The 24,436-nt window shown below is 69.8% G+C and carries 26 protein-coding genes; 14 read left to right on the forward strand and 12 right to left on the reverse strand.

The window, feature by feature from the left end:
- Positions 1 to 15: 15 nt before the first annotated feature.
- The 3 genes from DVR07_RS17365 to DVR07_RS17375 all read left to right on the forward strand — a co-directional run bounded on the left by DVR07_RS17365 (position 16) and on the right by DVR07_RS17375 (position 3,522).
- Positions 16 to 1,065, forward strand: a complete 1,050-nt coding sequence (locus DVR07_RS17365; RefSeq protein WP_162829617.1) for a family 43 glycosylhydrolase — start codon at positions 16 to 18, stop codon at positions 1,063 to 1,065.
- A gap of 114 nt (positions 1,066 to 1,179) precedes the next feature.
- Complete coding sequence (locus DVR07_RS17370; protein ID WP_115798580.1) at positions 1,180 to 2,241, forward strand: S66 family peptidase; 1,062 nt, start codon at positions 1,180 to 1,182, stop codon at positions 2,239 to 2,241.
- A gap of 75 nt (positions 2,242 to 2,316) precedes the next feature.
- Positions 2,317 to 3,522 carry an MFS transporter gene (locus DVR07_RS17375; protein WP_115798581.1) on the forward strand — a complete coding sequence of 402 codons (1,206 nt, stop codon included), beginning with the start codon at positions 2,317 to 2,319 and terminating at the stop codon, positions 3,520 to 3,522.
- 18 nt (positions 3,523 to 3,540) lie between these two features.
- On the opposite strand, the gene DVR07_RS22555 is transcribed toward DVR07_RS17375, so the two are convergent.
- A complete protein-coding gene (locus DVR07_RS22555; RefSeq protein ID WP_255457620.1) occupies positions 3,541 to 3,672 on the reverse strand; it encodes a hypothetical protein in 132 nt (43 codons plus the stop codon).
- Positions 3,673 to 3,849: 177 nt separating this feature from the next.
- Between DVR07_RS22555 and pdhA the strand changes: the two genes are divergently transcribed.
- Both pdhA and DVR07_RS17385 read left to right on the forward strand, forming a co-directional pair.
- Positions 3,850 to 4,968 (forward strand): pyruvate dehydrogenase (acetyl-transferring) E1 component subunit alpha, encoded by a 1,119-nt coding sequence (gene pdhA / locus DVR07_RS17380; protein WP_115798582.1) that lies wholly within the window; start codon positions 3,850 to 3,852, stop codon positions 4,966 to 4,968.
- A 79-nt stretch (positions 4,969 to 5,047) separates the two neighbouring features.
- A complete protein-coding gene (locus DVR07_RS17385; RefSeq protein WP_115798583.1) occupies positions 5,048 to 5,365 on the forward strand; it encodes a hypothetical protein in 318 nt (105 codons plus the stop codon).
- Positions 5,366 to 5,395: 30 nt separating this feature from the next.
- Here DVR07_RS17385 and DVR07_RS17390 read toward each other — a convergent pair whose 3' ends face one another.
- Positions 5,396 to 6,583 (reverse strand): pyridoxal-phosphate-dependent aminotransferase family protein, encoded by a 1,188-nt coding sequence (locus DVR07_RS17390; protein WP_115798584.1) that lies wholly within the window; start codon positions 6,581 to 6,583, stop codon positions 5,396 to 5,398.
- Between the two features lie 203 nt (positions 6,584 to 6,786).
- Here DVR07_RS17390 and DVR07_RS17395 point away from each other — a divergent pair, with 203 nt between their 5' ends.
- Complete coding sequence (locus DVR07_RS17395; protein WP_115798585.1) at positions 6,787 to 7,023, forward strand: PRC-barrel domain containing protein; 237 nt, start codon at positions 6,787 to 6,789, stop codon at positions 7,021 to 7,023.
- A 28-nt stretch (positions 7,024 to 7,051) separates the two neighbouring features.
- Here the strand turns inward: DVR07_RS17395 and DVR07_RS17400 are convergent, their stop codons facing one another.
- On the reverse strand, positions 7,052 to 7,870 hold the full coding sequence (locus DVR07_RS17400) for a hypothetical protein (protein ID WP_205254559.1): 819 nt from the start codon (positions 7,868 to 7,870) through the stop codon (positions 7,052 to 7,054).
- A gap of 118 nt (positions 7,871 to 7,988) precedes the next feature.
- On the opposite strand from DVR07_RS17400, the gene ligA reads away from it, so the two are divergent.
- Together ligA and DVR07_RS17410 are read left to right on the forward strand one after the other, a co-directional pair.
- Entirely contained in the window at positions 7,989 to 10,061 is a 2,073-nt protein-coding gene (ligA, locus tag DVR07_RS17405) for an NAD-dependent DNA ligase LigA (RefSeq protein WP_115798586.1), read from the forward strand.
- Positions 10,062 to 10,151: 90 nt separating this feature from the next.
- Positions 10,152 to 10,376: a hypothetical protein gene (locus DVR07_RS17410; RefSeq protein ID WP_115798587.1), complete on the forward strand. Its 225-nt coding sequence runs from the start codon at positions 10,152 to 10,154 to the stop codon at positions 10,374 to 10,376.
- A 136-nt stretch (positions 10,377 to 10,512) separates the two neighbouring features.
- Here DVR07_RS17410 and DVR07_RS17415 read toward each other — a convergent pair whose 3' ends face one another.
- The 3 genes from DVR07_RS17415 to DVR07_RS17425 all read right to left on the reverse strand — a co-directional run bounded on the left by DVR07_RS17415 (position 10,513) and on the right by DVR07_RS17425 (position 12,681).
- Positions 10,513 to 11,394 carry an ABC transporter permease subunit gene (locus tag DVR07_RS17415; RefSeq protein ID WP_115798588.1) on the reverse strand — a complete coding sequence of 294 codons (882 nt, stop codon included), beginning with the start codon at positions 11,392 to 11,394 and terminating at the stop codon, positions 10,513 to 10,515.
- Positions 11,391 to 12,314: an ABC transporter ATP-binding protein gene (locus tag DVR07_RS17420; protein ID WP_115798589.1), complete on the reverse strand. Its 924-nt coding sequence runs from the start codon at positions 12,312 to 12,314 to the stop codon at positions 11,391 to 11,393. Before DVR07_RS17420 ends, DVR07_RS17415 begins: the two co-directional genes overlap by 4 nt.
- Positions 12,315 to 12,420: 106 nt before the next feature.
- Positions 12,421 to 12,681: a hypothetical protein gene (locus DVR07_RS17425; RefSeq protein ID WP_115798590.1), complete on the reverse strand. Its 261-nt coding sequence runs from the start codon at positions 12,679 to 12,681 to the stop codon at positions 12,421 to 12,423.
- A gap of 219 nt (positions 12,682 to 12,900) precedes the next feature.
- Between DVR07_RS17425 and DVR07_RS17430 the strand changes: the two genes are divergently transcribed.
- Positions 12,901 to 13,509, forward strand: a complete 609-nt coding sequence (locus tag DVR07_RS17430; protein WP_115798830.1) for a hypothetical protein — start codon at positions 12,901 to 12,903, stop codon at positions 13,507 to 13,509.
- A gap of 9 nt (positions 13,510 to 13,518) precedes the next feature.
- Positions 13,519 to 15,354, forward strand: a complete 1,836-nt coding sequence (locus tag DVR07_RS17435) for an excinuclease ABC subunit C (protein WP_115798591.1) — start codon at positions 13,519 to 13,521, stop codon at positions 15,352 to 15,354.
- A 198-nt stretch (positions 15,355 to 15,552) separates the two neighbouring features.
- Here the strand turns inward: DVR07_RS17435 and DVR07_RS17440 are convergent, their stop codons facing one another.
- Positions 15,553 to 15,882: a hypothetical protein gene (locus DVR07_RS17440; protein ID WP_115798592.1), complete on the reverse strand. Its 330-nt coding sequence runs from the start codon at positions 15,880 to 15,882 to the stop codon at positions 15,553 to 15,555.
- A gap of 122 nt (positions 15,883 to 16,004) precedes the next feature.
- On the opposite strand from DVR07_RS17440, the gene DVR07_RS17445 reads away from it, so the two are divergent.
- Positions 16,005 to 17,153: an SPFH domain-containing protein gene (locus tag DVR07_RS17445; RefSeq protein ID WP_115798593.1), complete on the forward strand. Its 1,149-nt coding sequence runs from the start codon at positions 16,005 to 16,007 to the stop codon at positions 17,151 to 17,153.
- Between the two features lie 15 nt (positions 17,154 to 17,168).
- Here DVR07_RS17445 and DVR07_RS17450 read toward each other — a convergent pair whose 3' ends face one another.
- Positions 17,169 to 18,041 (reverse strand): sulfite exporter TauE/SafE family protein, encoded by an 873-nt coding sequence (locus tag DVR07_RS17450; protein ID WP_115798594.1) that lies wholly within the window; start codon positions 18,039 to 18,041, stop codon positions 17,169 to 17,171.
- 86 nt (positions 18,042 to 18,127) lie between these two features.
- Complete coding sequence (locus DVR07_RS17455) at positions 18,128 to 18,757, reverse strand: LLM class flavin-dependent oxidoreductase (RefSeq protein ID WP_115798595.1); 630 nt, start codon at positions 18,755 to 18,757, stop codon at positions 18,128 to 18,130.
- 213 nt (positions 18,758 to 18,970) lie between these two features.
- On the opposite strand from DVR07_RS17455, the gene DVR07_RS17460 reads away from it, so the two are divergent.
- On the forward strand, positions 18,971 to 19,414 hold the full coding sequence (locus tag DVR07_RS17460) for a hypothetical protein (protein ID WP_162829618.1): 444 nt from the start codon (positions 18,971 to 18,973) through the stop codon (positions 19,412 to 19,414).
- A gap of 181 nt (positions 19,415 to 19,595) precedes the next feature.
- Here DVR07_RS17460 and uvrB read toward each other — a convergent pair whose 3' ends face one another.
- A complete protein-coding gene (gene uvrB, locus DVR07_RS17465) occupies positions 19,596 to 21,656 on the reverse strand; it encodes an excinuclease ABC subunit UvrB (protein ID WP_115798597.1) in 2,061 nt (686 codons plus the stop codon).
- A gap of 151 nt (positions 21,657 to 21,807) precedes the next feature.
- On the opposite strand from uvrB, the gene DVR07_RS17470 reads away from it, so the two are divergent.
- Together DVR07_RS17470 and DVR07_RS17475 are read left to right on the forward strand one after the other, a co-directional pair.
- Complete coding sequence (locus DVR07_RS17470; protein ID WP_115798598.1) at positions 21,808 to 22,068, forward strand: AbrB/MazE/SpoVT family DNA-binding domain-containing protein; 261 nt, start codon at positions 21,808 to 21,810, stop codon at positions 22,066 to 22,068.
- Between the two features lies 1 nt (position 22,069).
- Positions 22,070 to 22,477, forward strand: coding sequence for a hypothetical protein (locus tag DVR07_RS17475; protein WP_115798599.1), 408 nt, complete (start codon positions 22,070 to 22,072; stop codon positions 22,475 to 22,477).
- A 32-nt stretch (positions 22,478 to 22,509) separates the two neighbouring features.
- On the opposite strand, the gene DVR07_RS17480 is transcribed toward DVR07_RS17475, so the two are convergent.
- Together DVR07_RS17480 and DVR07_RS17485 are read right to left on the reverse strand one after the other, a co-directional pair.
- The gene (locus tag DVR07_RS17480; protein ID WP_115798600.1) at positions 22,510 to 23,142 is read right to left on the reverse strand and encodes a rubrerythrin family protein; all 633 of its coding nucleotides are present in this window, start codon (positions 23,140 to 23,142) and stop codon (positions 22,510 to 22,512) included.
- Positions 23,143 to 23,523: 381 nt separating this feature from the next.
- A complete protein-coding gene (locus tag DVR07_RS17485; RefSeq protein WP_115798601.1) occupies positions 23,524 to 24,390 on the reverse strand; it encodes a sulfurtransferase in 867 nt (288 codons plus the stop codon).
- Positions 24,391 to 24,436 lie beyond the last annotated feature (46 nt).

Consider the following 24,436-nt stretch of genomic DNA (forward strand, 5'->3'; position numbering starts at 1 on the left):
CGGCGTAGCCCCGACGTGAACCGGCGCGAACTGCTCGCCGGCGCGGGGGTCGCGGGCTTCGGAACAGTCGAGACTGTCGGCTCCGCTCTCGCAGACACCGCCCCGCGAGAGCGCCAGTCGCACGAGACCTATCGGAATCCCGTCTCCGACCGCATCTTCCCCGACCCCGACGTGCTCCGGATCGGCGATACCTACTACGCCTACGGCACCTACCATCCCTGGACGCCGGGCGAGGGTCCCGACCGACAACTGGTCCCAATCCTGCGGTCGCCGAACCTCGTCGACTGGGAGCCGGTCGGCCCGGCCTTCGAGCAGAAACCGCCGTGGTCGCGCTATCGGGGCCTGTGGGCGCCCGGCGTCGGCCGACTCGACGGCCGGACGCTGCTCTACTACTCCGACTCGAAGTTCGGCGCCGACAACCCGGGCGTCGGCGTCGCCACCGCGCCCGAGCCCGCCGGTCCTTTCGAGCCTCGGGGCGGCCTGTTCCGGAGCGAGGGCATCGGCGTCCCCAACTCCATCGACCCGATGCTGTTCGAGGCCGACGCGCCGTACCTGTTCTGGGGGAGCCACCGGGGTATCTACGGCGTCCGGCTGGCCGACGACGGCCTCTCGACCGCGGGCGAGAAGTTCCGGATCGCGGGCGATGGCGTCGAGGCGCCCTACGTCGTCGAGCGGGACGGCTCCTACTACTTCTTCGGCTCGCGGGGCACCTGCTGCGCGGGCGCCGAGAGCACCTACCACCTCGTCGTCGGCCGGGCCGAGCAGTTGCGGGGCCCCTACCGCAACCGCGAGGGGGAGCGGCTCACGGCCGACGGAGCGACCGGGACGACCATCCTCGACGGCGGCGAGCAGTTCCTCGCGCCGGGCCACTGCGCGGTCGTCCGCGACGGGAACGGCGGGTGGTGGCTGCTCTACCACGCCTACGTCGCGGGGAACGCGCGGGTCGGCGACACCCCGCGTCGAGTCCTCATGCTCGACCGAATCCGGTGGGTGAACGGGTGGCCGGTGGTCGGGGAGGACGGCACGCCGAGCGCGAGGGGGACGGTTCCGCCGGCCGAGGAGTAACGCCGCCTCGACAGCTTCGGTGGCGGCGCTCGCGAATCAAGCGGTTTTCGGCGCGCGGAACCCGCTTTCAACCTCTCCGTAAACCATAGGGAACCCGACACCCAAGTCCCCGTCATGACCGACTTCGTCGTCCCGCCGGCGCTCGACCGCGGCGACCGGGTGGCCGTCGTCGCGCCCGGGTCGAACCGGGCGACCGACTTCCCGCACGTCTACGAGCTCGGCCTCGAGCGCCTCCGGGAGGTGTTCGACCTCGAACCGGTCGAGTACCCCACCGCGACGCGGGACAGCGAGTACCTCTACGACCACCCCGAGGAGCGGGCGCGGGACGTGATGGACGCCTTCGCCGACCCCGACATCGCGGGGGTCGTCACCGTCATCGGCGGGTTCGACCAGGTCCGCATCCTGCGCCACCTCGACCCCGAGGTGCTCCGCGAGAACCCCACGCGGTTCTACGGCATCAGCGACAATACCAACCTCGCGTGCTACCTCTGGAACCTCGGTATCGTCTCGTTCTACGGCGGGACCGTGATGACCGACCTCGCCATGCAGGGGTCGATGCACGACTACACCGTCGAGCACCTCGAAACGGCGTTCTTCGCCGACGACCTCTCGGCGTTCGGCGAGCTCCGGCCCGCCCAGCGATTCACCGACGAGGACCTCGACTGGGGCGACCCCGACAATCTCGACGAGCACCGGGAGATGGAGCCCGCGGACGGCCGGACCTGGCGCGGCGCCGACCGCGCCGTCTCGGGCCGGACGTGGGGCGGGTGCGTGTCCACCTTGGACATGCAGTTCCGGACCGACCGATTCCTGCCGGCGCCCGAGGACCTCGACGGCCGGATCCTCTTGCTGGAGACCTCGGAGGAGCTCCCCTCGGCGATGGACGTCCGACAGTTCCTCATCGGACTGGGCGAGCGCGGCCTCCTGGAACGGTTCGCCGGCGTCCTCGTCGGCCGTGCCAAGGCCCGCAACCCCGTCGAGGACCCCGGTCCCGAGGCCCGGGCCGAGTACCGGCAGAACCAGCGAGAGACCGTCGCGGAGGTGCTCGCGGAGTACAACCCCGACGCGCCCGTCGTCCTCGACGTGGAGTTCGGTCACACCGCTCCGGTCGTGCCGATTCCGATCGGCGGTCGCGTGGAGATCGACCCGACGAGCGAGACCGTCGCGTACCGGTAGGAGCCGGCGACCCAGCGACGCCCTCCTATTCCATCGCCGTTAAGACGGTGTAGTTCCCAGTTTCGACCGATACCCGTGAGTTCCGCTCGCCGCGACCGCGTTCTGCTCGCGACCGTGGTGTTCGCCGTGATGCTCGCCCAGGTGCTGCTCTACCCCGGCGTCCCGGACCTCGTCGACGCGGTCGGCGCGTCGACCTCGCTCGACGCGAGCATGTGGTTCCTCGCCGCGGAATTCGCCGCGTTCGTCGCCTTCGCCGGGGCGTGGGGCGCGCTCAGCGACGGGCTCGGCCGCCGGATTCCGCTGGTCGTGGCGGGGGCGCTGGGCGGCGCGGTCGGCTACCTCGCGCTCGCGCTGCTGCCGGCCGCGCTCTCGCTGTCGTTCCTCGGCGTGCTCGGACTCCGGGCGCTCCAGGGCGCGACCACCATCGGCGCGTTCTCGCTGTCGATGACGATGCTGATGGACCTCGAGGGCGGCCACGGCAAGAACATGGGCGCGGCCGGCATCGCCATCGGCCTCGGGACCGCGATCGGCGCGCCGCTCGGCGGCCAACTGTACGGCGTCGGCCCGCTCCTGCCGCTCTACGTCGCGAGCGGCCTGCTCGTCTGCGCCGCGGTGCTCGCGCTGCCGATCTCGGACCGGGTGCCGGGCGACGAGGCCGACGAGCGCGGCCGGGTCGTCCGGGCGCTGACGACCCTGACCGAGCGACCGATCCTCGGCCTCCCGTACGTCTTCGGGTTCGTCGACCGGTTCACCGCCGGGTTCTTCGCGCTTGTCGGCACCGTCTACTTCCGGGAGGCGTTCGGCCTCGACGCCGCCGCGACCGGCGTGATGCTCGGGCTGTTCTTCGCGCCGTTCGCGCTCCTCCAGTACCCCTTCGGCGTCCTCTCGGACCGGATCGGCCGGAAGGCCCCCATCGTCGCCGGGTCGGCGCTGTACGGCCTCGCGGTCGTCGGCGTCGGCGTCTCGCCGACCGTCGCCGTCGCCGGCGCGGGGATGGTCGTCGTGGGCGTCATCGGCGCGCTGATGTCGCCGGCGACGATGGCGCTAGTCACCGACCTGTCGGCCGACTCCGCGCGGGGCACCGCGATGGCCGGCTTCAACGTCTTCGGGAGCCTGGGCTTCCTCGCCGGCATCCTCGTGGGCGGAACGGTCGCCGACGAGGCCGGGTTCCTCGCGGCGTTCCTCGTCGCCGGCGCGCTGGAGACCGCCATCGCGCTCGCGTCGATTCCGGCGTTCCTCCGGGTCGACCTCGACGGCGAGCGGAGCGCGTTCGGCGGATAGACCGTTCTGGGCGGACCGTCAGGAGACGAGGTGCTCGACCGCCTCGGGTCCGAGCACGCCGAGGAGGAGAAGGACCGCGTCGAAGCCGGCGACGAGCGCGATGAGGGCCCGGAGCAGCCCCCGGAGGTCCTCGTCCAGATTGTTCGACATGTACTCGAGGCTGTTCCACCACCGGCATAAAACCCCGCCCGCACGCCGGGGACGAGTCCGACCCACCCGGACGCCCCGCTGCACCGGAGGGGCTCCCCGACCACCGGACTCGGCCGCCCCGGAGATGTTGCGACCATCAAATGGTTCTTGTGGACCGTCAGCGATGTACACCCACGAATGACGAGGCCCGACGGACTGTTCGCGCGTGCGCCAGACGACCGCATTCGAGTCCTGGACGCCGACGGCGAGGTGGTCGCACCGGAGCTACTTCCCGACCTCGACGACGAGGCGCTCGTCGCGATGTACCGCGACATGCGCTTCTGCCGCCGGCTGGACGAGCGCGCGATCAGCCTCCAGCGCCAGGGCCGGCTCGGCACGTACTCGTCGCTCGCCGGTCAGGAGGGCGCCCAGATCGGCTCGACGCACGCGCTCGCCGACGCGGACCTCGTCTCCTACCAGTACCGCGAGCACGGCGCGGTCGTCGCGCGCGGGTTCCCCTGGGAGTACCTGCTCTACTGGGCGGGCCACGAGCGCGGCAACGCGGCGCTCGCCGACGTAAACGTCCTCCCGCTCAACATCACCATCGGCGACCACCTCCCCCACGCGGTCGGGATGGCGTGGGCGGCGAAGCTCCGGGGCGACGACCGGGCGACGGTCGTCCACTTCGGCGACGGCGCCACGTCGGAGGGCGACTTCCACGAGGGGCTCAACTTCGCGGGCGTGTACGACGTCCCCGCGGTGTTCGTCTGCAACAACAACCAGTGGGCCATCTCGGTCCCGCGCGAGCGCCAGACCGCGAGCGACACCCTCGCCCAGAAGGCCCGCGCCTACGGCTTCGAGGGCGTGCAGGTCGACGGAATGGACCCGCTCGCGATGTACGCCGTCACGCGGGCGGCCCGCGAGAAGGCGCTCGACCCCCGCGAGGACGAGCCCCGGCCGACGCTCGTCGAGGCGGTCCAGTACCGGTTCGGCGCCCACACCACGGCCGACGACCCCTCGGTCTACCGCGACGAGGCGGAGGTCGAGCGCTGGCGCGAGCGCGACCCGCTCGACCGGCTGGAGGCGTTCCTTCGCGAGACCGGCCGACTCGACGACGACCGTCTCGACGAGATGGACGCCGAGATCGAGGCGACGCTGGCCGACGCGGTCGACCGCCTGGAGTCGTACGAGGCCGACCCCGACGACCCGTTCGAGTACACCTACGCCGAGCCGACCGAGACCCTCCGCGACCAGCGGGACTACCTGCGTGCGCTCCGGGAGGAGTACGGCGACGAGGCGCTCCTGCAGGACGAGTAGCGTAGAGGTTCGACCGACAGCCGGTCGCGCTCGCCGATAACGGTATCCGGCTCGCTGCCGAGAACTGTAGTCGTCACGCATGGCACCGAACTACGGGAGCGGCGACGCGGTCAGGGTCGTCCGGTGGGCGGCGATGGCGGTGGCGACGTACGCGGTGACGGGGGTCGTCTACGCGATTCTGGTGCTCGCGTCGGCCCGAGGGCCGCTGCTGTCCGAGGCGAGCTGGGAGGTGATGACCGCGCTCATCCTCCCGGCGTTCTACGCGAACCCCGCCCGGGCGCTCGTCGCGCCGGGGGTGGCGACGCTCGCGTTCGTCGTCGCGGCGGTCGCGGTGGTCCTGGGGACGCGGGGGCTACAGTCGCTCTACGTCCTGACGAACCCGACGCAGAAAGGGTGACGGCGAACGCGGCGTTCGATGGCCGCGGCGTTACCGCAGTTCCTCGCGGGCGGCCTCGACGCCGGCCTCGGCGTCGACGTCCGCGCCGGTCGCCTCGAACGCCTCGCCGACCGTGCGGACGCCCCGGAGGATCTGCTCGCTGGAGAGGTTGCCCATGTTGCTAACGCGGAAGATCTCCCCGCCGAGGTGGGCCTGCCCGCCCGAGATGGAGACGCCCCGCTCCTCGACCGCGTCGAAGAAGGCGTCGGGGTCCTCGCGGGTGTGGGCCGGCAGCGACACCGCGGTCAGGGTGTTGGAGTACCCGGTCGCCTCGTTGCGCTCGGGGAAGAGGTCGAGGCCCATCGCGACGAACGCCTCGCGGAACGCCCGCGACTGCTCGCGGTGGCGCTCGATGCGGTCGCCCATTCCCTCGGCCTCGATGTTCTCGACCGCGACCGCGAGCCCCCGGAAGAGGGGGACCGCGCTGGTGAAGGGGGTCTGGTGGGAGTCGGCCTTCCGGAGGTGCCAGTCGAGGTCCTCGTAGAACGGGGCGGCGTCGCCGTCGAACTGCTCCTGGGCGCGCTCGGTGGCGTACATCGCAGAGGTGCCCGGCGGCGCGGCCAGGCACTTCTGGGCGTCGGTGACCGCCACGTCGACGTTCCAGTCGTCGATGCGGAACTCGTCGCCGCCGATGGAGGTCACGCCGTCCACGACGAAGGTGGCGTCGTGCTCGGCCGCGATCTCGCCGACCGCCTCGACCGGGTTGAGCAGGCCCGTCGAGGTCTCGTTGTGGACCATCGTCACCACGTCGGTGTCGTCGTCGACGGTCTCGGCGACTTCGTCGAGGTCGATGGACTGGCCCCACGTCGCCTCCACCGGGTCGACCGAGGCGTATCGGTCGGCGATGCGCTTGAAGCGCCGGCCGAACTTGCCGTTGACCAGCGGCACGACCGTGCCGCCGTCGCCGCGGCCGCTCAGGCTGCCCACCAGATTCGCCACCGCGGCCTCCATCGCCATCGTCGCGGTCCCGTTGAAGATGAGGCTGGTCCCGTCGCTGGCGGTCGACGACCCGTCGAGCGTCGACTCGGTGAACACGTAGTCGAGCGCGTCCTGGGCCCGCTCGTACACCGCCTCGAACTCGGCGGAGCGGTGCGAGACCATCGGCTCGCTCATCGCCTGCCGCACGTCGCGGGTCGTGGGTACCGGCCCGGGGTTCAGGAGGAGAAAGTCCTCGCGCATGGACGAAGGGTCGGCCGGGCGCGGCTTAAGTACGCGGGGTCGGCGCAAATCCCGCCAATTCCGTCCGGTCGCTCCGCGGTCGTCGGGCCGTTCGTTTTCGTCGCGGTGTGACCTCCTGTCGGACTCACCGACCGGTCGCCGGAGATGACATGCCAGTTCGGGGCCACAGTCGTCATCAGTCCTCCCGGCGTATCTCGGCTGCTATGGCACAATTCAGCGAGGACGACGAGGGCAAAGACGTCGTCATGGGCGACGACAAGGTCGGAACGGTCCAGGAAGTGCGCGGCGACACGGCGTACGTCAACCCGGACGCCGGCATCACCGACAAGATCAAGGCGAGCCTCGACTGGGGCGACGACGACGAGGACACCTACCCGCTCGAGGCCGACCAGGTCGACGCCGTCACCGACGACGAGGTTCGCCTGCGAAGCGACCTGTAGCCGACCCGCTGCGCAGCGCGCTCGTTTTTTATTGTTTCGCGATTTGCTCGGCCACCCTGTCTAGGTGATCGAGCCCGACGACAGCGACCGTCTCTCCGCGCTCGCGGAGCGACGCGAGTTCCCCGGCCATGTGCTCCTCGCGGGTCTCGTCCCGGAGCGCCACGGGCCGGGGCGGGTCGAACGCCCGGAGCAGCGACTGGGAGCGCCTGGCCTGCGCGCGCTCGTCGCTGGCCTGCACTGCGGGCGGGTCCGCGCGGGTGCAGTCGTGCTCGACGGGGTCGTCGACCTCGACCCGGAGCGCGGTCCGGTCGGCGACCGCGGCCGCGACCCGGCAGGTCAGCGCGTGGCGGGTCACCGACGCGACGCCCGACGCCACCCGCCGGAGCGTGCCGGGCGAGGCGCCGTCGCGCCACCAGTTGCGGGCCAGGCGGGCGAAGAAGCCGCCGGTGGGCCCGTCGACGCCGACGACGTCGGCGCCGCACTCCTGGGCGGCCTGTGCGGCCGCGCTCATCTCGCCGCCGAACGCGGGCGGGGTGCGGTCGCTCCGGGCGTAGGCCCGGTAGAGCGGCGTCGCCAGCGGCGGCGCTTCGAGCGCGACGGTGTCGGGCTCGCGCTCGGCCACCACCGCGCGGGCCCGGAAGACGCTCGCGGGGTGGTCGTGGACGACGCCGACCAGGGTCACGTCGCCGTCGGGGTGGGCGACGGTGCGGACGTACTCGTCGCCCAGGCGCGGGTCGTCCGGGCCGTCGGTCGGCGGTTCCGCCGGCTCGTCGCTCGGTTCGGGGGTGTCGTCCGACCCGCCGTCGGGGGCGTCGGTCGAGTCGGGTGCGTCGTCGGGGGAGGGCATCGACGTGCGGGCCGGTATCACGCACCCCACATAACGTTTCGGATTCGGTCGCGTCCGCCGGCGGGCCGGCGGCCCGCGGGGACCGGGTTTATACCGGAGAGGGGACAAGTCCCCGCCAATGGCGAGCGTCAGCGCCGACGAGAACCCCTACGTCGAGGACCCGCCGACCGACTTCGACCCGGTCGAGCAACTGACCGACGAGGAGGCCGCCGAGCAGGCCCGCCTGCTCCGGGAGGCCGTCCGCTACCACGACTACCGCTACTACGTCGAGAACGACCCCGTCGTCGCCGACCGGACGTACGACGCCCTCTTCACCCGCCTCCAGGATCTCGAGGACGCCTTCGACGTGCAGACCGACGACAGTCCCACCCGGCGAGTCGGGGGCGAACCCCTCGACGAACTCGGGACGGTCGAGCACGTCGCGCCGATGCTCTCCATCGACTCGAGCGGCGAGGCCGAGGACGTCCGGGAGTTCGCCCGGCGGATGGAGCGAGAGGTCGGCGACGACGTCTCGTACGTCTGCGAGCCCAAGTTCGACGGGCTCTCGGTCGAGATCGTCTACGAGGACGGCGAGTACGTCCGGGCCGCCACCCGCGGCGACGGCCACACCGGCGAGGACGTCACCGAGAACGTCCGGACCATCGCCAGCGTGCCCCACCGGCTCCGGGGCGATCGTCCCGACCGGCTCGTCGTCCGCGGCGAGGTCCACATCCCCGAGGGCGACTTCCGGGAACTCAACCGCGAGCGGGTCGAGCGCGGCGAGGACCCCTTCGCGAACCCCCGGAACGCCGCGGCCGGCACCCTCCGGCAGCTCGACCCGTCGGTGACCGCCGGCCGGCCGCTCGACGTGTTCTTCTTCGACGTCCTCGACTCTTCGCACGACTTCGCGACCCACTGGGAGCAGCACGAGACGCTGCCCCGCTGGGGCCTGAAGGTCAACGACCGGGTCGAGCGCACCGACGACGTCGAGGACGCCATCGCGTACCGCGACCGGCTGATGGAGGACCGGCCGGACCTCGACTACGAGATCGACGGCGTCGTCATCAAGGTCGACGACCTCGACGCCTGCGAGGAGCTGGGCGCCACCGAGCGCCACTACCGGTGGGCGTACGCCTACAAGTTCCCCGCGCGCTCGGAGGTCACGACCATCACCGACATCACGGTCCAGGTCGGCCGGACCGGCCGACTCACCCCGGTCGCGCTGCTCGAACCGGTCGACGTCGGCGGGGTCACCGTCTCGCGCGCCAGCCTCCACAACCCCGACGAGATCGCCGCGATGGACGTGAACGTCGGCGACGAGGTGCGGGTCGAGCGCGCCGGCGACGTCATCCCCTACGTCGCCGAGGTGGTCGAGCACGGGGCCGAGGGCCACTACGAGTTCCCCGAGCGGTGCCCGGTCTGCGACAGCGCGGTGGAGTTCGACGGCCCCATCGCCTACTGCACCGGCGGGCTGGCCTGCGACGCCCAGCTCCGGCGCGCGGTCCAGTACTACGCCAGCGAGGACGGCCTCGACGTCGAGGGACTGGGCGGCGAGCGGGTCGACCAGCTCATCGACGCCGGCCTCATCGACGACAGCCTCGCGGACCTCTACCGCATCGAGAAGGCCGACCTGGTCGACCTGGAAGGGTGGGGCGAGACCAGCGCCGAGAACCTCCTGCGCGAACTCGAGGCGTCGAAGCGACCCCGCCTCCGGGCGTTCCTCGCGGCCATCGGCATCCCGAAGGTCGGGCCGGCGACCGCGGCAGACCTCGCCCGCTCGTTCGGCGACCTCGACGGCGTCCGGACCGCGACCCGCGACGAGCTCGAATCGGTCGAGGGCATCGGCCCGAAGGTGGCCGACCAGATCGCGGAGTTCTTCGACTCGCTCGAGAACGAGCGGGTCATCGACGACCTGCTCGACGCGGTCGGCCCGCTCGAAACCCCGGGCGACGGGGAGACCGGCGACGAACTCGCGGGCCTGACGTTCGTGTTCACCGGCTCGCTCGACGGCTACACCCGGAACGAGGCCCAGCAGCGGGTCGAGGACCACGGCGCGAACGCCACGGGCAGCGTCTCCGGAAACACCGACTACCTCGTCGCCGGCGACAGCCCCGGCCAGTCGAAGCTCGACGACGCCGAGGCCGAGGGCGTGCCGGTGCTGGACGAGGAGGCGTTCGAGGGCCTTCTGGCGGAGCGGGGCGTGGCCGCCTGAAGGTCAGTCCCCTCGACCGCCTGGCAGTGATCACACACCCGAAACGCGTGTCACCCCAAAATTATTACTTAATTGGGGGGATTTAGACGCATGAGCGCGCTCAAGTCGCTGTTCGCATACTGGAAGCGACTCCACGCGGCGGTGCACGTCGATTCGCCGTGGCGGAGGGCGATTATCGGCGGAGTCTCTGGCCTTTCGGGTGCACTGCTCGCAGATGCGGTCACGCAATCGTACTCGCTACGACTGCTCACCATCTTCGTCGTCACTACCGGTCTCATGGTCGTCCTCTCGGCCCTCGCGAATCATCTTCAGTAGCGTATCGCCTCCTGCGGGCAGACTTTCGCCGACCGACACCGTCGCAGATGGCCCGCTCGTAGACGTACGAACCGGCCGATTCGACCGGTTGGGTTCGGGAACACCCTTCGAACAGAAAGCGTGTTCTCGACGTCGGCTACAGGTCCGAGTCGTTGAACGCCAGGTAGCCGAGCGCGACCGGGACGAGCAGCCACAGCAGGAACTGGGCCAGCACGACCCAGTCCGAGAGGTAGACCGGCGTCTCGCCGATCTGCTTGGCGATGAACGACTGCATCCGACCGGCGCCGTACAGCCGGGCCGACAGGACGCTGTCGGTGTACAGCCGGGTGACGAGGCTCTCGTACGCCCGGATGGGGTTGAAGAACTTGATGAACAGCCCGTACTTCACGAGCGTCATGTTCTCCCAGCCGAGGCCGAGCTGGTCGTTGAACACCACCAGGACCCGCCGGACCTGGGTCCAGAGCATCGTGAGCACGACGTACGTCCCGACCGTACCGAGCATCGCCCGGCGGTTCGACGACGACGCGGCCGAGAACCCGACCGCGACGCTGACGAACACGACGCCGAGCAGCAGCGTCAGGGCGACGAACGCGAAGTACTTCAGGGGCTCGACCTGCACGCCGTAGAGCGCGAGGACGACCGCCGCGAGCAGCATGGCGATCAGCACCGGCAGGGTGAGCACGGTGCTCCGCCCGAGGGTCTTGCCGGCGACCACGTCCTGCCGGGAGTGGGGCAGCGAGAGCAGCAGCTTCAGCGACCCCGACTCGCGCTCGCCGATGATGGAGCTGTACGCGACGGCGATGGCGACGATGGGGACCACGAGCGCGACCACCCGGTTGCCGAGCGTCGGCACGAACACCTCGGAGGTGAGCGGCTGGTTCCCCTGCGGCTCGACGCCCGACCCGATGAGGTAGGCGCTCCCGACGAACAGGCCGAAGAAGACGGCAGACAGGCCCCAGAGCCACCGCGAGCGCACCGCGTCCCGGAAGTCCTTCCGGGCGATGGCCTGCCACGTCATGCCGTCACCTCCTGTCTGTCGGTGGTGTACGCCATGAACAGGTCCTCGAGCGACGCCTCCTCGGTCTCGAAGTCGCTGACGTCGACGCCGGCCGATTCGAGGGTCGTGATGACCGACGTCTTGGCGTCGCTCCCGCAGGAGACGACCAGCCGGCCGCCGTCGTCCCGCTCGACCTCGGAGACGCCGTCGAGGTCGCGCACGTCGGCCAGCGCCTCGTCGGAGACGCCGTCGGCGGTGATCCGCAGCACGGTGTCGGCGCTGGTCGCCTCGCGCAGCCCCTCGATGGAGTCCTCGGCCACGAGCTGGCCGTCCCGGAGGATGCCCACGCGGTCGCAGACCGCCTCGACCTGGCCCAGGATGTGGCTCGAGAAGAAGACCGTGGCGCCCCGGTCAGCCTCCTCGCGGACGATGTCGCGCATCTGGCGTGCCCCCTGCGGGTCGAGCCCGGTCGAGGGCTCGTCGAGGACGAGGATGTCGGGCTCGCCCACCAGCGCCATCCCGAGGACCAGGCGCTGGGCCATCCCCTTGGAGTAGCCGCCGGCCTTCCGGTCGCCGGCGTCGCCCAGCCCGACGCGGTCGAGGATGGCGTCCGGGTCGTCGTCGGCCTCCTTCGACTCGATGGCGAACTCGAGGTGCTGTCTGCCGGTCAGGCGGTCGTACACCGAGAACCCCTCGGGGAGCACGCCGAGGCGCTCGCGGACCGCGACGCCCTCCTCGCGGACGTCGCGGCCGAGGATGCGGACCTCGCCGTCGGTCGGGCGGACGAAGTCCAGCAGCATGTTGATGGTGGTGGACTTGCCCGCGCCGTTCGGGCCGAGGAAGCCGAACACCTCGCCCTCCTCGACCTCGAAGGAGAGGTCGCGGACGGCGACCACGTCGCCGTACCGCTTGGTGACTCCGTCGATCTCGATAGCGGCCATAGGAGCGCCTTTTGCGTTCCCCTACGTAAACCCTTGTCTTATCCCGGCGTTCGTCTGACGGAGACGGTGTCCCGCTAGTTCTCTCGTAGCGAGTGCCTCCGGTCGCTCAGACCGCCTCGTCCGGGTCGTGCCGGTCGGCCATCCGGGTCGCCTCGTCGGCGTAGCGCTCGCGGGTCGCCTCGTCGTCGACCGCGTCGAGCGACTCGGGGTCGGCGTCGACGGCCGCGGTCACGTCCACCTGGCTGAGCATGTTCATCGACCGCTGCTTGTGGAGTCTGCGCTCGCCGTCGGTCGTGGCGTACACCAGCGAGACCATGCCCTTGTCGGTGTACGTCCGCTCCACGAGCCAGAGTCGCTCCTCGTCCATGTTGACACCTACTCGGGCGGCGAGTTGAATCCACCGGGTCGGTCGCGCCCTCGCGCTCGCGTCGGCACGCCGGGTCAGCGTCGCGTGCCAGTAGCGTTAAGGCGCGAAGCGGCGTAACGGACTGTGAATGATGGACTACGGGTGGCAGGACCGAAGGGGACACGGAGTACCGGGTACCGGTAGCAACAGCCTCGGTCCCCTCCCCGCGAAGGCATGAGGATGAGCCAGTCCCCGCTCTCCCAGGCCACGGACGACCGCCTCTCGGAGATGCTCTTCCAGGGCGAGGAGGTCGAGGAGGAGTTCACCGTCGAGGGCGCCCGCGTCGCGGTCACGACCCACCGCGTGCTCGTGTTCACCCCAGACGGCGACGGCCGGCGGTTCGACCACGCCGACCGGCCGAACGTCCTGGACGCGAGCGTCGAGACCTCCGGGCGGAACTCGTACGTCGAGTGGGGCGTCCGGACCGGCGTCTACGGTGCGGTGCTGCTGGGCGGCGGCGTCCTCCTGAAGACCAGCGGCATCCTCGAGCAGATCGGGGCCACTCAGGCGCCCGCGGACGTCCCCGGGTCCGGCATCGCGCAGTTCGTCTCTCTCCTCCCGAAGGCGCTGGGCACGCTCACGACCGGCTTGCTGCTCGGCGGCGCCCTGCTGGCGCTGGCGGCCGCCGCGCTCGGCGCCCTCTACTTCGACTCCCGCGAGCGCGAACTCGTCATCGAGCGGGCCGGCCGCGACCCGATGCGGGTGCCGGTCCGCGACGACGAAGCCGAGGACGTCGCCCGACGGCTCCGGACCGCGGTGGGAACAGGTTCAAAGCCGCGCAGCGACTAGCGGCGCTCGATGGACGGCGACGCGGTACGCGACCGAGCCGGAGAGCTGCCCCGACAGCCCGGCGTCTACCAGTTCGAAGACGGCGAGACGGTCGTCTACGTCGGCAAGGCCGTCGACCTCCGGGACCGGGTGCGGTCGTACGCCGACCCGCGGGGCGAGCGCATCCGCCGGATGGTCGACCGGGCCGACCGCATCGACTACTCGGTCACCGACACCGAGACCCAGGCGCTGCTGCTCGAAGCGAACCTCATCAAGCGGTTCCAGCCCCGGTACAACGTCCGGCTGAAGGACGACAAGTCCTACCCCCTCGTCCAGCTCACCGACCACGAGTTCCCCCGCATCGAGATCACCCGCGACCCGGACCCGGCGGCCCGCGCACGACGGGCCGGCGAGGCCCGGAGCGACGGCGGCGCCCGGGCGAGCGCGGGCGGCGGTCCCGACGCCTCCGGACCCCGGGTTTTCGGGCCCTTCACGCGGAAGACGCGGGTCGAGACGGTCGTGAAGGCCCTGCGGGAGACCTACGGCGTCCGGGGCTGCTCGGACCACAAGTTCGCCAACCGCGACCGGCCCTGCCTCGACTACGACATCGGCCTGTGCACCGCGCCGTGTACCGCCGAGATCGACCGGGACTCCTACATCGCCGACGTGGAGTCGGTCGTCCGGTTCTTCGAGGGCGAGACCGGCGTGCTCGCCGACCCCTTGCGCCGCGAGATGGAACGAGCCGCCGAGAACAGGGAGTTCGAGCGCGCCGCGAACCTCCGGGACAAGCTCGACGCGGTCGAGGGGTTCCACGGCGGCGCGGGCGAGGCGGTCGCCCACGAGAGCGACGAGCGCGCCGTCGACGTGCTCGGCGTCGCGCTGGAGGGCGACTCGGCGACCGTCGCGCGGCTCCACAGCGAGTCGGGCCAGCTGGTCGACCGCGAGCGCCACGCCGTGACGGTGCCCGAGGGCGACGCCGACGACGCCGACACCCGGGCCGGCGCGGTGCTCTCGGCGTTCGTGACCCAGTACTACGCCGAGCGCGACCTGCCCGACGCGCTGCTGTTCTCCGACCGGCCGGACGACGAGGAGGTGCTCGACTGGCTGGAGGGAGAGGGCGTCGCGGCCAGGGTGCCGGGCGCCGGACGCGAAGCGACGCTCGTGGACCTCGCGCTCAAGAACGCCCGGCGGGGCGCGAGCGAACCCGACGCCCTCGCGGCGCTCCGGGACGCGCTCGACCTCGACCGGGTGCCCCGGCGCATCGAGGGGTTCGACGTGAGCCACGCCCAGGGCAAGCACGCGGTCGGCAGCGACGTCGCCTTCGCCGACGGGTCGGCCGACAAGTCGGGCTACCGCCGGAAGAAGCTCAGCGACGAGAACGACGACTACGCCAACATGTACGACCTCGTGCGCTGGCGGGCCTCCCGTGCGGTCGAGGGCCGCGACGACCGGCCCGACCCCGACCTCCTGCTCATCGACGGCGGCGAGGGGCAACTCAACGCCGCCCGCGAGGCCCTCGCCGACGTCGGCTGGGACGTGCCCGCTATCGCGCTCGCGAAGGACGAGGAGGTCGTGGTCACCCCGTCGGGAACCTACGACTGGCCGAGCGACGCCGACCACCTCCACGTCCTCCAGCGGGTCCGCGACGAGGCCCACCGGTTCGCGGTCCAGTACCACCAGACGCTCCGGGACGACGTCTCGACCGAACTCGACAACGTGCCCGGCATCGGTCCGCAGACCCGCCGGAAGCTCCTCCGGCGGTTCGGCAGCGTCGAGGGGATTCGGGAGGCGTCGGTCGCGGAACTACAGGAGGTGGAGGGCGTCGGCGAGAAGACCGCCGAGACCATCGAGACGCGGCTGTCGTAACTCCTCGATTCCCGCTGACTGGTCGAGCCACCGAACGCCTTTCCCGCCGTTCTCCGAGCCGAGTCGGTGATGCCCTCCAGCGCGAAGTCCGCGCTTCTGTCTGCCGTCCGCGTCGTCTTCGTCGCCCTCGCCCGGCGGTTCGCCGAGACCGTCGTCGGAGGACTGTTCCGAACTCTCGGCCGGCGCAGTCGCCCGTGATTACGTGCTCTCCTCGAGGTGCTCGCGCGTCCGCCCCGAGTAGCCCAGCACCAGCGCGACCACCAGCAGCACTGCCAGGCCGACGACGAGCGCGCCCTGCAACACCGCCACGATGAGCAACCCGACGGCCCCGACGGTCGCGACTCTGTATCGGCCGGCCCAGATGCCGCGCGCGCCGGTGAGCGCGAACGAGACCGTCAGTAGATAAACCAGGAGTCCGCTGTCGGAGAAGCCCCTCGAGTCGAAGAGGACGACCGCACCGATGGCGAGGACGAGGACCACCACCCCGACCGAGAACCCCTTCGCCAGCGCCGAGCGCGTGTTCGCCATACGCCACGTTGTCCGGCCAGCGACATAATACGCCGTGGTGCCCCGCCGCCGACGCCCTCCCCGTCGCCCGGTAGGCGACACAAAGGCCAAACGTTATGACCGCATAGCATCGTGTAACCAACATGAACAACCCCTTCTACGAACTCGGACGGCTCACCGCCGGGGTGAGCGTCTCGCGCCTGCTGGCCGGCGTCGTCGGGGTGCTCGCGCTCCTCGTCGCCCTCCCGTACCTCGACGCCGCGGCGGTCGCGGGTCTGCTCGCGCTGGGGTTGGTGGTCGCGGTCCTCGCCAGCGCGGTCGAGATCGTCGGCCCGTACGAGAAGCGAGCGCTGACGGTGTTCGGCGAGTACCGGGAACTGCTGGGGCCCGGCCTGAACGTCGTCCCGCCGCTGGTGAGCGAGACCCACGCGTTCGACATGCGGACCCAGATGCTCGACGTGCCCGAGCAGGAGGCCATCACCGAGGACAACTCGCCGGTGACCGCCGACGCCGTCATCTACATCCGCGTGATGGACGCCGAGAAGGCGTACCTCGAGGTCGACGACTACCGGAAGGCGGTCTCGGACCTCGCCCAGACCACCCTCCGGGCGGTCATCGGCGACATGGAGCTCGACGAGACGCTCCGGCAGCAGAAGGAGATCAACGCCCGCATCCACGAGGAACTCGACCGGCCGACCGACGAGTGGGGCGTCCGGGTCGAGGCCGTCGAGGTCCAGTCGGTGATGCCCACGCCGACCGTCGTGAGCGCGATGGAGCAGCAGACCGCGGCCGAGCGCCGTCGTCGGGCGATGATCCTGGAGGCCCAGGGCGAGCGCCGGAGCGCCGTCGAGAAGGCCCAGGGCGAGAAGGCCTCGAACGTCATCCGCGCGCAGGGCGAGAAGCGCAGCCAGATGATCGAAGCGCAGGGCGACGCGGTGTCGACCGTGCTCCGGGCGCGCTCGGCCGAGTCGATGGGCGAGCGCGCGGTCCTCGACAAGGGGATGGAGACGCTCGACGCCATCGGGCAGGGCGACTCGACCACGTTCGTCCTGCCCCAGGAACTGTCGTCGCTGGTCGGCCGGTACGGCAAGCATCTGACCGGCAGCGACGTGGGGGACGTCGGTGACGGCGATTCGCTGGAGAGCCTCGACTTCGACGCCGAAACCGAGGAACTACTCGGCCTCGACGACGTCGACGAACTGGTCGGCGAGTTGGACGGCGGCACAACCGACGGCGAGAAGGCCGATGCCGAGTTCGACGCCGACGTCGAACTCGAGACCGAGAACCAGTGACGGCGTCGCCCGACCTCAGAGGAACAGGACGCGGAACAGGACGAACGCGCCGACCAGCGAGTAGACGACCATCATCGCGCGGACGGTCGCCTTCTCGGAGACGCGGCTGTTGATGAACGCGCCCGCCTGGCCGCCGACGAGGCACGTCAGGCCCGCGGCGAGGCCGAAGTCGAACGGGACGGTGAAGTCGTGGCCGCTGAACGCCGGCGGCGCGAACTCCAGCAGCAGGAGGTTCGTCACCAGCGCGGCGACGATGGTCCCGTGGAGCACGAGCGCGCTGGTCCCGGTCGAGAGCTTGACCGAGACGCGCTTGCGGACCGTCAGCAGCGTCTGGGTCAGCTCGCCGATGGCGATGGCGACGAAGCCGGCCATCGCCCCGCCGACGCCCGCGACCAGTCGGTCGTAGCGGTCGAAGGTGGAGGCCGGCGATACGACTTCGCCCCCGTCCGCGGCGACTCCCTCGGCGCCGCCCTCGTGACCGTCGTGGGCCCGGAACAGCACGGCCGAGAGGACGATGAGCATCCCGCCGAACAGCAGCTTCAGCACCGTCGAGGGCGCGAAGTACGACAGCGCCCGGGTGACGACGGCGACCGGGACGCTGATGGCGAGGATGGCCTTCGCCACGTCGAGGTCGATCTGCTCGCGGAGGTAGTACGCCGAGACGCTGCTGGTGTAGCCGAACAGCTCGACGAACAGGGCGAGCCCGATGGCGGCCTGGAGGGTGACGTCGGGGAACGCCGGGACGAGCGCGGGGTACACGAACAGGAAGGCGGGGACGAAGAGGACGGCCGCCTCCATGGCGAACGTGTTGACCGTGGTGCATATCGCGAACGTCAGAAGCACGAACGTCAGGAGACCGACCGCGGAGAAGCCGAGCGGGAGCGCCATCTACGCGAAGCCTCCTGTCGGGGGTTGGATGGGGTGGCCCGGGTCCGAGCGAGCGTCCGGCAGTCGTTGAATCATGGTGGCCCGGTCTAAGCGACGCCGAACTGAAAAGATTTGATGAAGCAGAAAATCGTTCCGGGCGGTGGCGACGCTCTGCGTCTACAGGTCCGATGCGACGCCGCCCGCTCGACCGCCGGGTTCGCGTTCGCGGCCATCCACGTCCGGAGGCCGCCGTCGGGCCGCACGGGAATCGTCGCGTCCTCGACCGCGTAGTACTCGCCCTCGTAGCTGACGTTCGTCTCGGTGAGGAGTCGGTCGACGAGCTCGAGCCCCTCGACGAGGCGGGGCACCCGCTCGCGTTTCGGGACGCCGAAGGCGTCGAACTCCTCGTCCCGGTAGCCGGCACCGACCCCGAACGCGGTCGGGCCGTCGTGGAGCGCGTCGAGCGTCGCGACCCGCTCGGCGATGTCGACCGGATGGCGGAACGGCAGCAGCACGACGCCGGTCGCCAGCTCCATCCCGGACACCTCGCCGGCCACTCGTGAGAGGAACGGGACCAGCTGGAGCTGCGTGAAGTCCGAGAGGTAGTGCTGGCCGGCGCTCAGGTGGTCGAACCCCACCTCGTCGGCCGTCCGCGCCAGTTCCAGCAGCCCGTCGCGGAGTTCGGTCGGCGTCCGGTCCGGGTCGCCCTGCGGATTCAGGTAGAGGCCGAACTTCATACCCACACCACGAGAGGTCTTATCAAATGCGTTCGCGTCCGGCGGCGAGTAGCGAGCGAAGCGCCGATTCGGGCCTCTTTTCCGCGGTCTCGTAGATGCGCCGGATGCAGGCGGCGATTCGCAGCGGGGGCCGACACCGGAGTAAATACTCCCAGCCGAATACCTGTACTATACGGGAAAATTACATATTTCTGGCCGTAGTCCCGATAGACGATGGCGCCAGGTGTCCGTTCGGACGGAGCGGTGCCGGTGAACGCGTTCCACGTCGGGGACTCGTACCTGTTCAAGCACTACTTCGAGGGCGAGGCGGTGTTCGACCGGCTCCGGCGGTACTACGACAACACCCAGTACCGGTTCGCGGTGCCGACCGAGGAGTTCGACGGCGTCCGCCGATTTCTGGCCGATCGCGGCTACGCGCTCGACCCCGTGACGTCGCTCGACGACTACGCCGTCGTCGTGCGCAAGTACACGGCCCATCCGGACGACATCTTCAAGACGTCCGTCCTCCAGCGCAGCCACGGGGACTACAACCTCTTCGTGCTGACCGACGAGAACGCGGTCGCCGAGGCGGTCGCCGACGGCGGAACCCGGCTCGCGGACTCGCCGCTCTCCGTGACGCTCGGCTCGCAGATGCGGCTCTCGGCCGCCGAGGGCTGACCCCTCTCTGCCGGCTACGCGCGGAGGTCCATTAGGAATGTGCGGGCGTGTCGGATTGGAGTCTGCGGGCGTGTCGGCCCGCGCGGTTCGCAGACGACGGCTTTGAAGTGGAGACGTTCTCGAACCGATTCGACCGTTCCGCCCCGGTGGTCGACCGAGGAAACCGGTTGCCGGCCGCCGGTCAGAACCCCTCGGTCGGTTCGGGCACGCCGCCCTCGACGTCGACGTCCACCTCGAACTCCTCGCGGAGCTCCCGGATGCGGTCGCGGATGTCCGCGGCCAGCTCGAACTCCAGGTTGTTCGCGGCCTCGTTCATGCGGTCCTCGAGCTCCTCGATGCGGCGCTCGGCCTCGTCGTCTGTCTCGGGTTCGCCCGAGGTGACCCCGGAGGTGTCGGTCTTGCTCCCGGGCAGGTTGGCCTCCGAGACCTCCTTGTCGATGGTGGTGGGCTCGAAGCCGTGCTCCTCGTTGAACTCCCGCTGGATCTGCCGGCGGCGCTGGGTCTCGTCGATGGCGGCCGCCATCGCGTCGGTGGTCTCGTCGGCGTACAGCACCACCTCGCCGTTGACGTTCCGGGCCGCCCGGCCCATCGTCTGGACCAGCGACGTCTCCGACCGGAGGAACCCCTGCTGGTCGGCGTCCAGTATGGCGACCAGCGAGACCTCCGGGATGTCGAGGCCCTCCCGGAGGAGGTTGATGCCCACGAGCACGTCGAACTCGCCCAGGCGAAGCCCGCGGACCAGTTCGTGGCGTTCGAGCGTGTCGGTCTCGTCGTGCATGTACTCGACCGCGACCCCGGCCTCCTCGAGGTACTCGGTCAAATCCTCGGCCATGCGCTTGGTGAGGGTCGTCACGAGCACGCGCTCGTCGTTGCCGGTCCGCTTCTCGATGCGGTCCATCAGGTCGTCGATCTGCCCCTCGGCGTCGGTGACCTCGACCTTCGGGTCGACGAGGTGGGTGGGCCGGACGATCTGCTCGACGATCTGGTCGCTGTGCTCGCGCTCGTAGTCGGCGGGGGTCGCCGAGACGTAGAGGGTCCTGTCGGTCTTCTCCTCGAACTCCTCGAACGAGAGCGGTCGGTTGTCGTACGCCGTGGGGAGCCGGAAGCCGTTCCCGACGAGGCTCTCCTTCCGGGACTTGTCGCCCGCGAGCTGGCCCTTGATCTGGGGGACGGTCTGGTGGGACTCGTCGATGACCGTCAGGAAGTCGTCGGGGAAGTAGTCGAGCAGGGTGTAGGGCGCGTCGCCCGATTCGCGGTCCGAGAGGTACACCGAGTAGTTCTCGATGCCCGAGCAGTAGCCCGCCTCCCGCATCATCTCGAGGTCGAACGTCGTGCGCTCCTCGATTCGCTGGGCGGCCACGAGGTCGTTGTTGCGCTCGAAGTACCGGATGCGGTCCTCGAGGTCGTCCTCGATCTCGGCGATGGCCCCCTCCATCGTCTGCTCGGGGATGGAGTAGTGCTCGCCCGGGTGGACAAGCACCGCCGACTCCTGGGACTTGACCTCGCCTTCGAGGGGGTCGACCTTCATCATCCGGTCGATCTCGTCGCCCCAGAGCTCGACCCGCACCGCGTATCGGCCGTACATCGGGAATATCTCGACCGTGTCGCCCCGCACGCGGAACGTACCCTGGGTGAAGTCGACGTCGTTGCGCTCGTAGTTCAGGTCGACGAGCCGCGCGAGCAGTTCGTCGCGGCCGATGTCGTCGCCGACCTCCAGCCGCAGGCTCATCTCCTCGTAGTTGCGCGGGTCGCCCAGTCCGTAGATGGCCGAGACCGATGCCACCACGATGACGTCGTCGCGGGTCAGCAGCGACCGGGTCGCCGAGTGGCGCAGCCGGTCGATCTCGTCGTTGATGGAGGCGTCCTTCTCGATGTACTTGTCGGTCTGCTCGACGTACGCCTCGGGCTGGTAGTAGTCGTAGTAGGAGACGAAGTACTCGACGGCGTTGTCGGGGAAGAGGTTCCGGAACTCCTCGTACAGCTGGGCGGCCAGGGTCTTGTTGTGCGCGATGACCAGCGTCGGCATCTCGATCTCCTCGACCACCCACGAGACGGTGTTGGTCTTCCCGGAGCCGGTCACCCCGAGCAGGGTCTGCTTGTCCATGCCCGACTGGAACCCCTCGGCCAGCTGCTCGATGGCCTCGGGCTGGTCGCCGGCGGGGTCGAAGGGGGCATCGACCCGGAAGTCGCTCTCGGCCTCGGGTCTGTCGGGCGAAAGCGGCCCGGAGTCGGCGTCGCTCATTGTGGCGCGAGGTAGGGATTGGAGCTACTTTACCCTCTCGTCGCGGCTTTACCTTCCCCTCGCCCCGTCGGTTCGTCGCGTCGATAGGTCGCACCCCACTCTCCCATCGACCACCCGCAGGACTAAGGTATTACAGTTAGTATTACCTGCTATGAGTGAGACGACGCGCGTGACCGAGAAGGGTCAGGCGACCATTCCGAAGGAACTGCGCGAGAAGTACGACCTCGAACCGGGCGACGAGGTCGTCTGGATGGACACCGATGAGGGAATCGTCGTGAGAAAGCGGACGCGAACCGCCGGTCGTGGGATGCTGCTTCCCGACGACACTTCCGATGAGAAGCGCGAGGAGGTCGCCGAGGAACTCGGTCAGCGACTCCGCGACCGCCGAGATCGCAACTACGAGGAGACCTGACGTGGCGACCTACACGGCCGACGCGGTCGCACTCCTGGTCTATCTCGTCGATGCGCTCCCGGACTCAGCCGACCGAGTGTTCGCCGAAGCCGAGGCCGGCGAGACGGTCATCTCGGCGCCCGGTACCGCACTGGCCGAAGTCCTCTATTCGGTTTCGCGCGATAAGGACGTTCGGGGCGTCACGCTTACCGGCACGCCCGAGGATGCTCGTCAGGCACTCGTCGCGAACGGTCCCGTCTCGGCGACCCCCCTCGACGATGACGAACTGACCGAGTACGCCCAGATTATCGACGGGTTCGGCCTCCACGATGCGTTCGTCGTCGCCAGTCACCGCGCCCGAGCGACGGACGCTGTCATTACCGCGGACGGTGTCATCGGCGATGCCGGCGTCGAGACTGTTTGGGAGTAATGTACGTCCTCGAAGAAAAGCCCTCTTGACCGCTAGCAGACCGGCTTCGGATTCACGCCCATTCCTTCTAACGTCTCGGTGTACTCGTCGTAGGCCGCCTGAATCGCACCGCCGGCCGCCTCCAGCGCGGCGTCCCAGTCAGCGTCGTCCTCGCAGACCGCCGCCAGCAGTTCCTTCCCGCGCTCTATCTGCCCGTCGAGGTCGTCGCCGAGGTCCCGGAACAGCTGGGCGGTCTGCGGATCGGCCTGCCCGGTGAAGAACCCGACCATCTGGCCCTTGGACTTCTCGCTGGCGAGCGTCCGGCCGAGGAAGCCGCCGACGCGGGCCGGGTCGTCGCCGAGGTCGCGCAGGTACTCGTGGATGGCCGGCACCTCGCCCGGCTCGTGGTCGCCGTCGAGCTTGCCGACGACCTTGTCGTAGTGGTCGCGCTCCTGGTCGGCGAAGTCGGCGAACGTCTCGCGGACGCTCTCGCTGGCGTCATCGTCGTCGGCCCACCCCTGGAACGTCTCGCTGGCGGCGTGCTCGGCGTCCGCCGCCGAGGCGAACACCACCTCGGGGTCCATCTCGCCCTCTGTCGCGGCGTACAGCGACTTCGAGGAGCCGAGCCGCGAGAGCGCGGTCTCGTTGTCGTCCCGGACGGCGTCGAGGAACTCGTCGGCGTTCATGCGGGAGGGTACGAAAGGAAGGCGCTTGTAAGTAGCGACGGCGGCGAGAAAACGACGGGGCTTGTGCCGACGGAATCGCATCCCATATCGTTGCGAAGGCTGCTTCGAAAGCCCCCGCCCGCTCGCGGTCGCTCGGCGACATATCCTCCGCTCACTCCGTTCGCTCCGGATAGGGGTCGCCGAGACGACTGAAGTGAACGCGAGCGGGCGGCCCCTTTCAGTCCCCCCCGTCAGCTGATTCACCGAGCGCTTCCGGTGGACAGTCACGCAGTCTCCGGTTTTTTCGTCATTGAGCGCTACCACCGACTGGCGGCTGTTGGCGCAGAAAATGGGAAGACGACTCTCGTCTCGCAACCGGTCAGAAAAGATTATTATACCGGATCAGTCGCTGCTGCCGGTCTCGATGGGCGCGTCGACGAGGTTCCCCCACTCGGTCCACGAGCCGTCGTAGTTGACGGTGTCGTCGTAGCCCAGCAGCTCGTGGAGCGCGAACCAGGCGACCGACGAGCGCTCGCCGATGCGGCAGTACGCGACCGTGGTGCCCTCGCCGTCGATGTCCTCCTCGGCGTAGAGCTCTTCGAGCTCGTCGCGGGTCTTGAACGTGCCGTCCTCGTTCGTGACCGCGGCCCACGAGATGTTCTTCGCGCCGGGGATGTGGCCGCCGCGCTGGGCGGTCTCCTGGAGGCCCGGCGGCGCCAGCACCTCGCCGCTGTACTCCTCGGGCGACCGGACGTCCACGAGCGGAACGCCGCGGTCGATGGCCTTCTCTACGTCGTCGCGGTACGCGCGGATGGACTCGCGCGGGCCGCCCGCGTCGTAGCTCTGCTCGGAGAACTCCGGCACCTCGTCGGTGGTCGGGTAGTCGTTCTCGAGCCAGTACTCGCGGCCGCCGTCGAGCAGGCGCACGTCGTCGTGGCCGTAGTACTTGAACTGCCAGTAGGCGTAGGCCGCGAACCAGTTGGAGTTGTCGCCGTAGAGGACGACCGTCGAGTCCTCGGTGATGCCGTGGCTGCCAAGCAGGTCCTCGAAGTCGTCCTTCTCGAGGATGTCGCGCTGGGTCTGGTCCTGGAGCTGGGTCTCCCAGTTGAAGCCGATGGCGCCGGGCGCGTGGGCCTCCTCGTAGGCCTCGGTGTCCACGTCGACCTCCACGAGCCGGTACTCGGGGTCGTCGCTCTGGAACTCGTCGAGGTGATTCTCCGCCCAGTCGGCGGAGACGAGGACGTCGTTCGCGTACTCTGTGTCGCTCATAACCACTTCCATCTACACGGCCTCTCGTTATATCCTCTTTACTTAC

The sequence above is a fragment of the Halorussus rarus genome (assembly GCF_003369835.1).
GTDB lineage: Archaea > Halobacteriota > Halobacteria > Halobacteriales > Haladaptataceae > Halorussus > Halorussus rarus.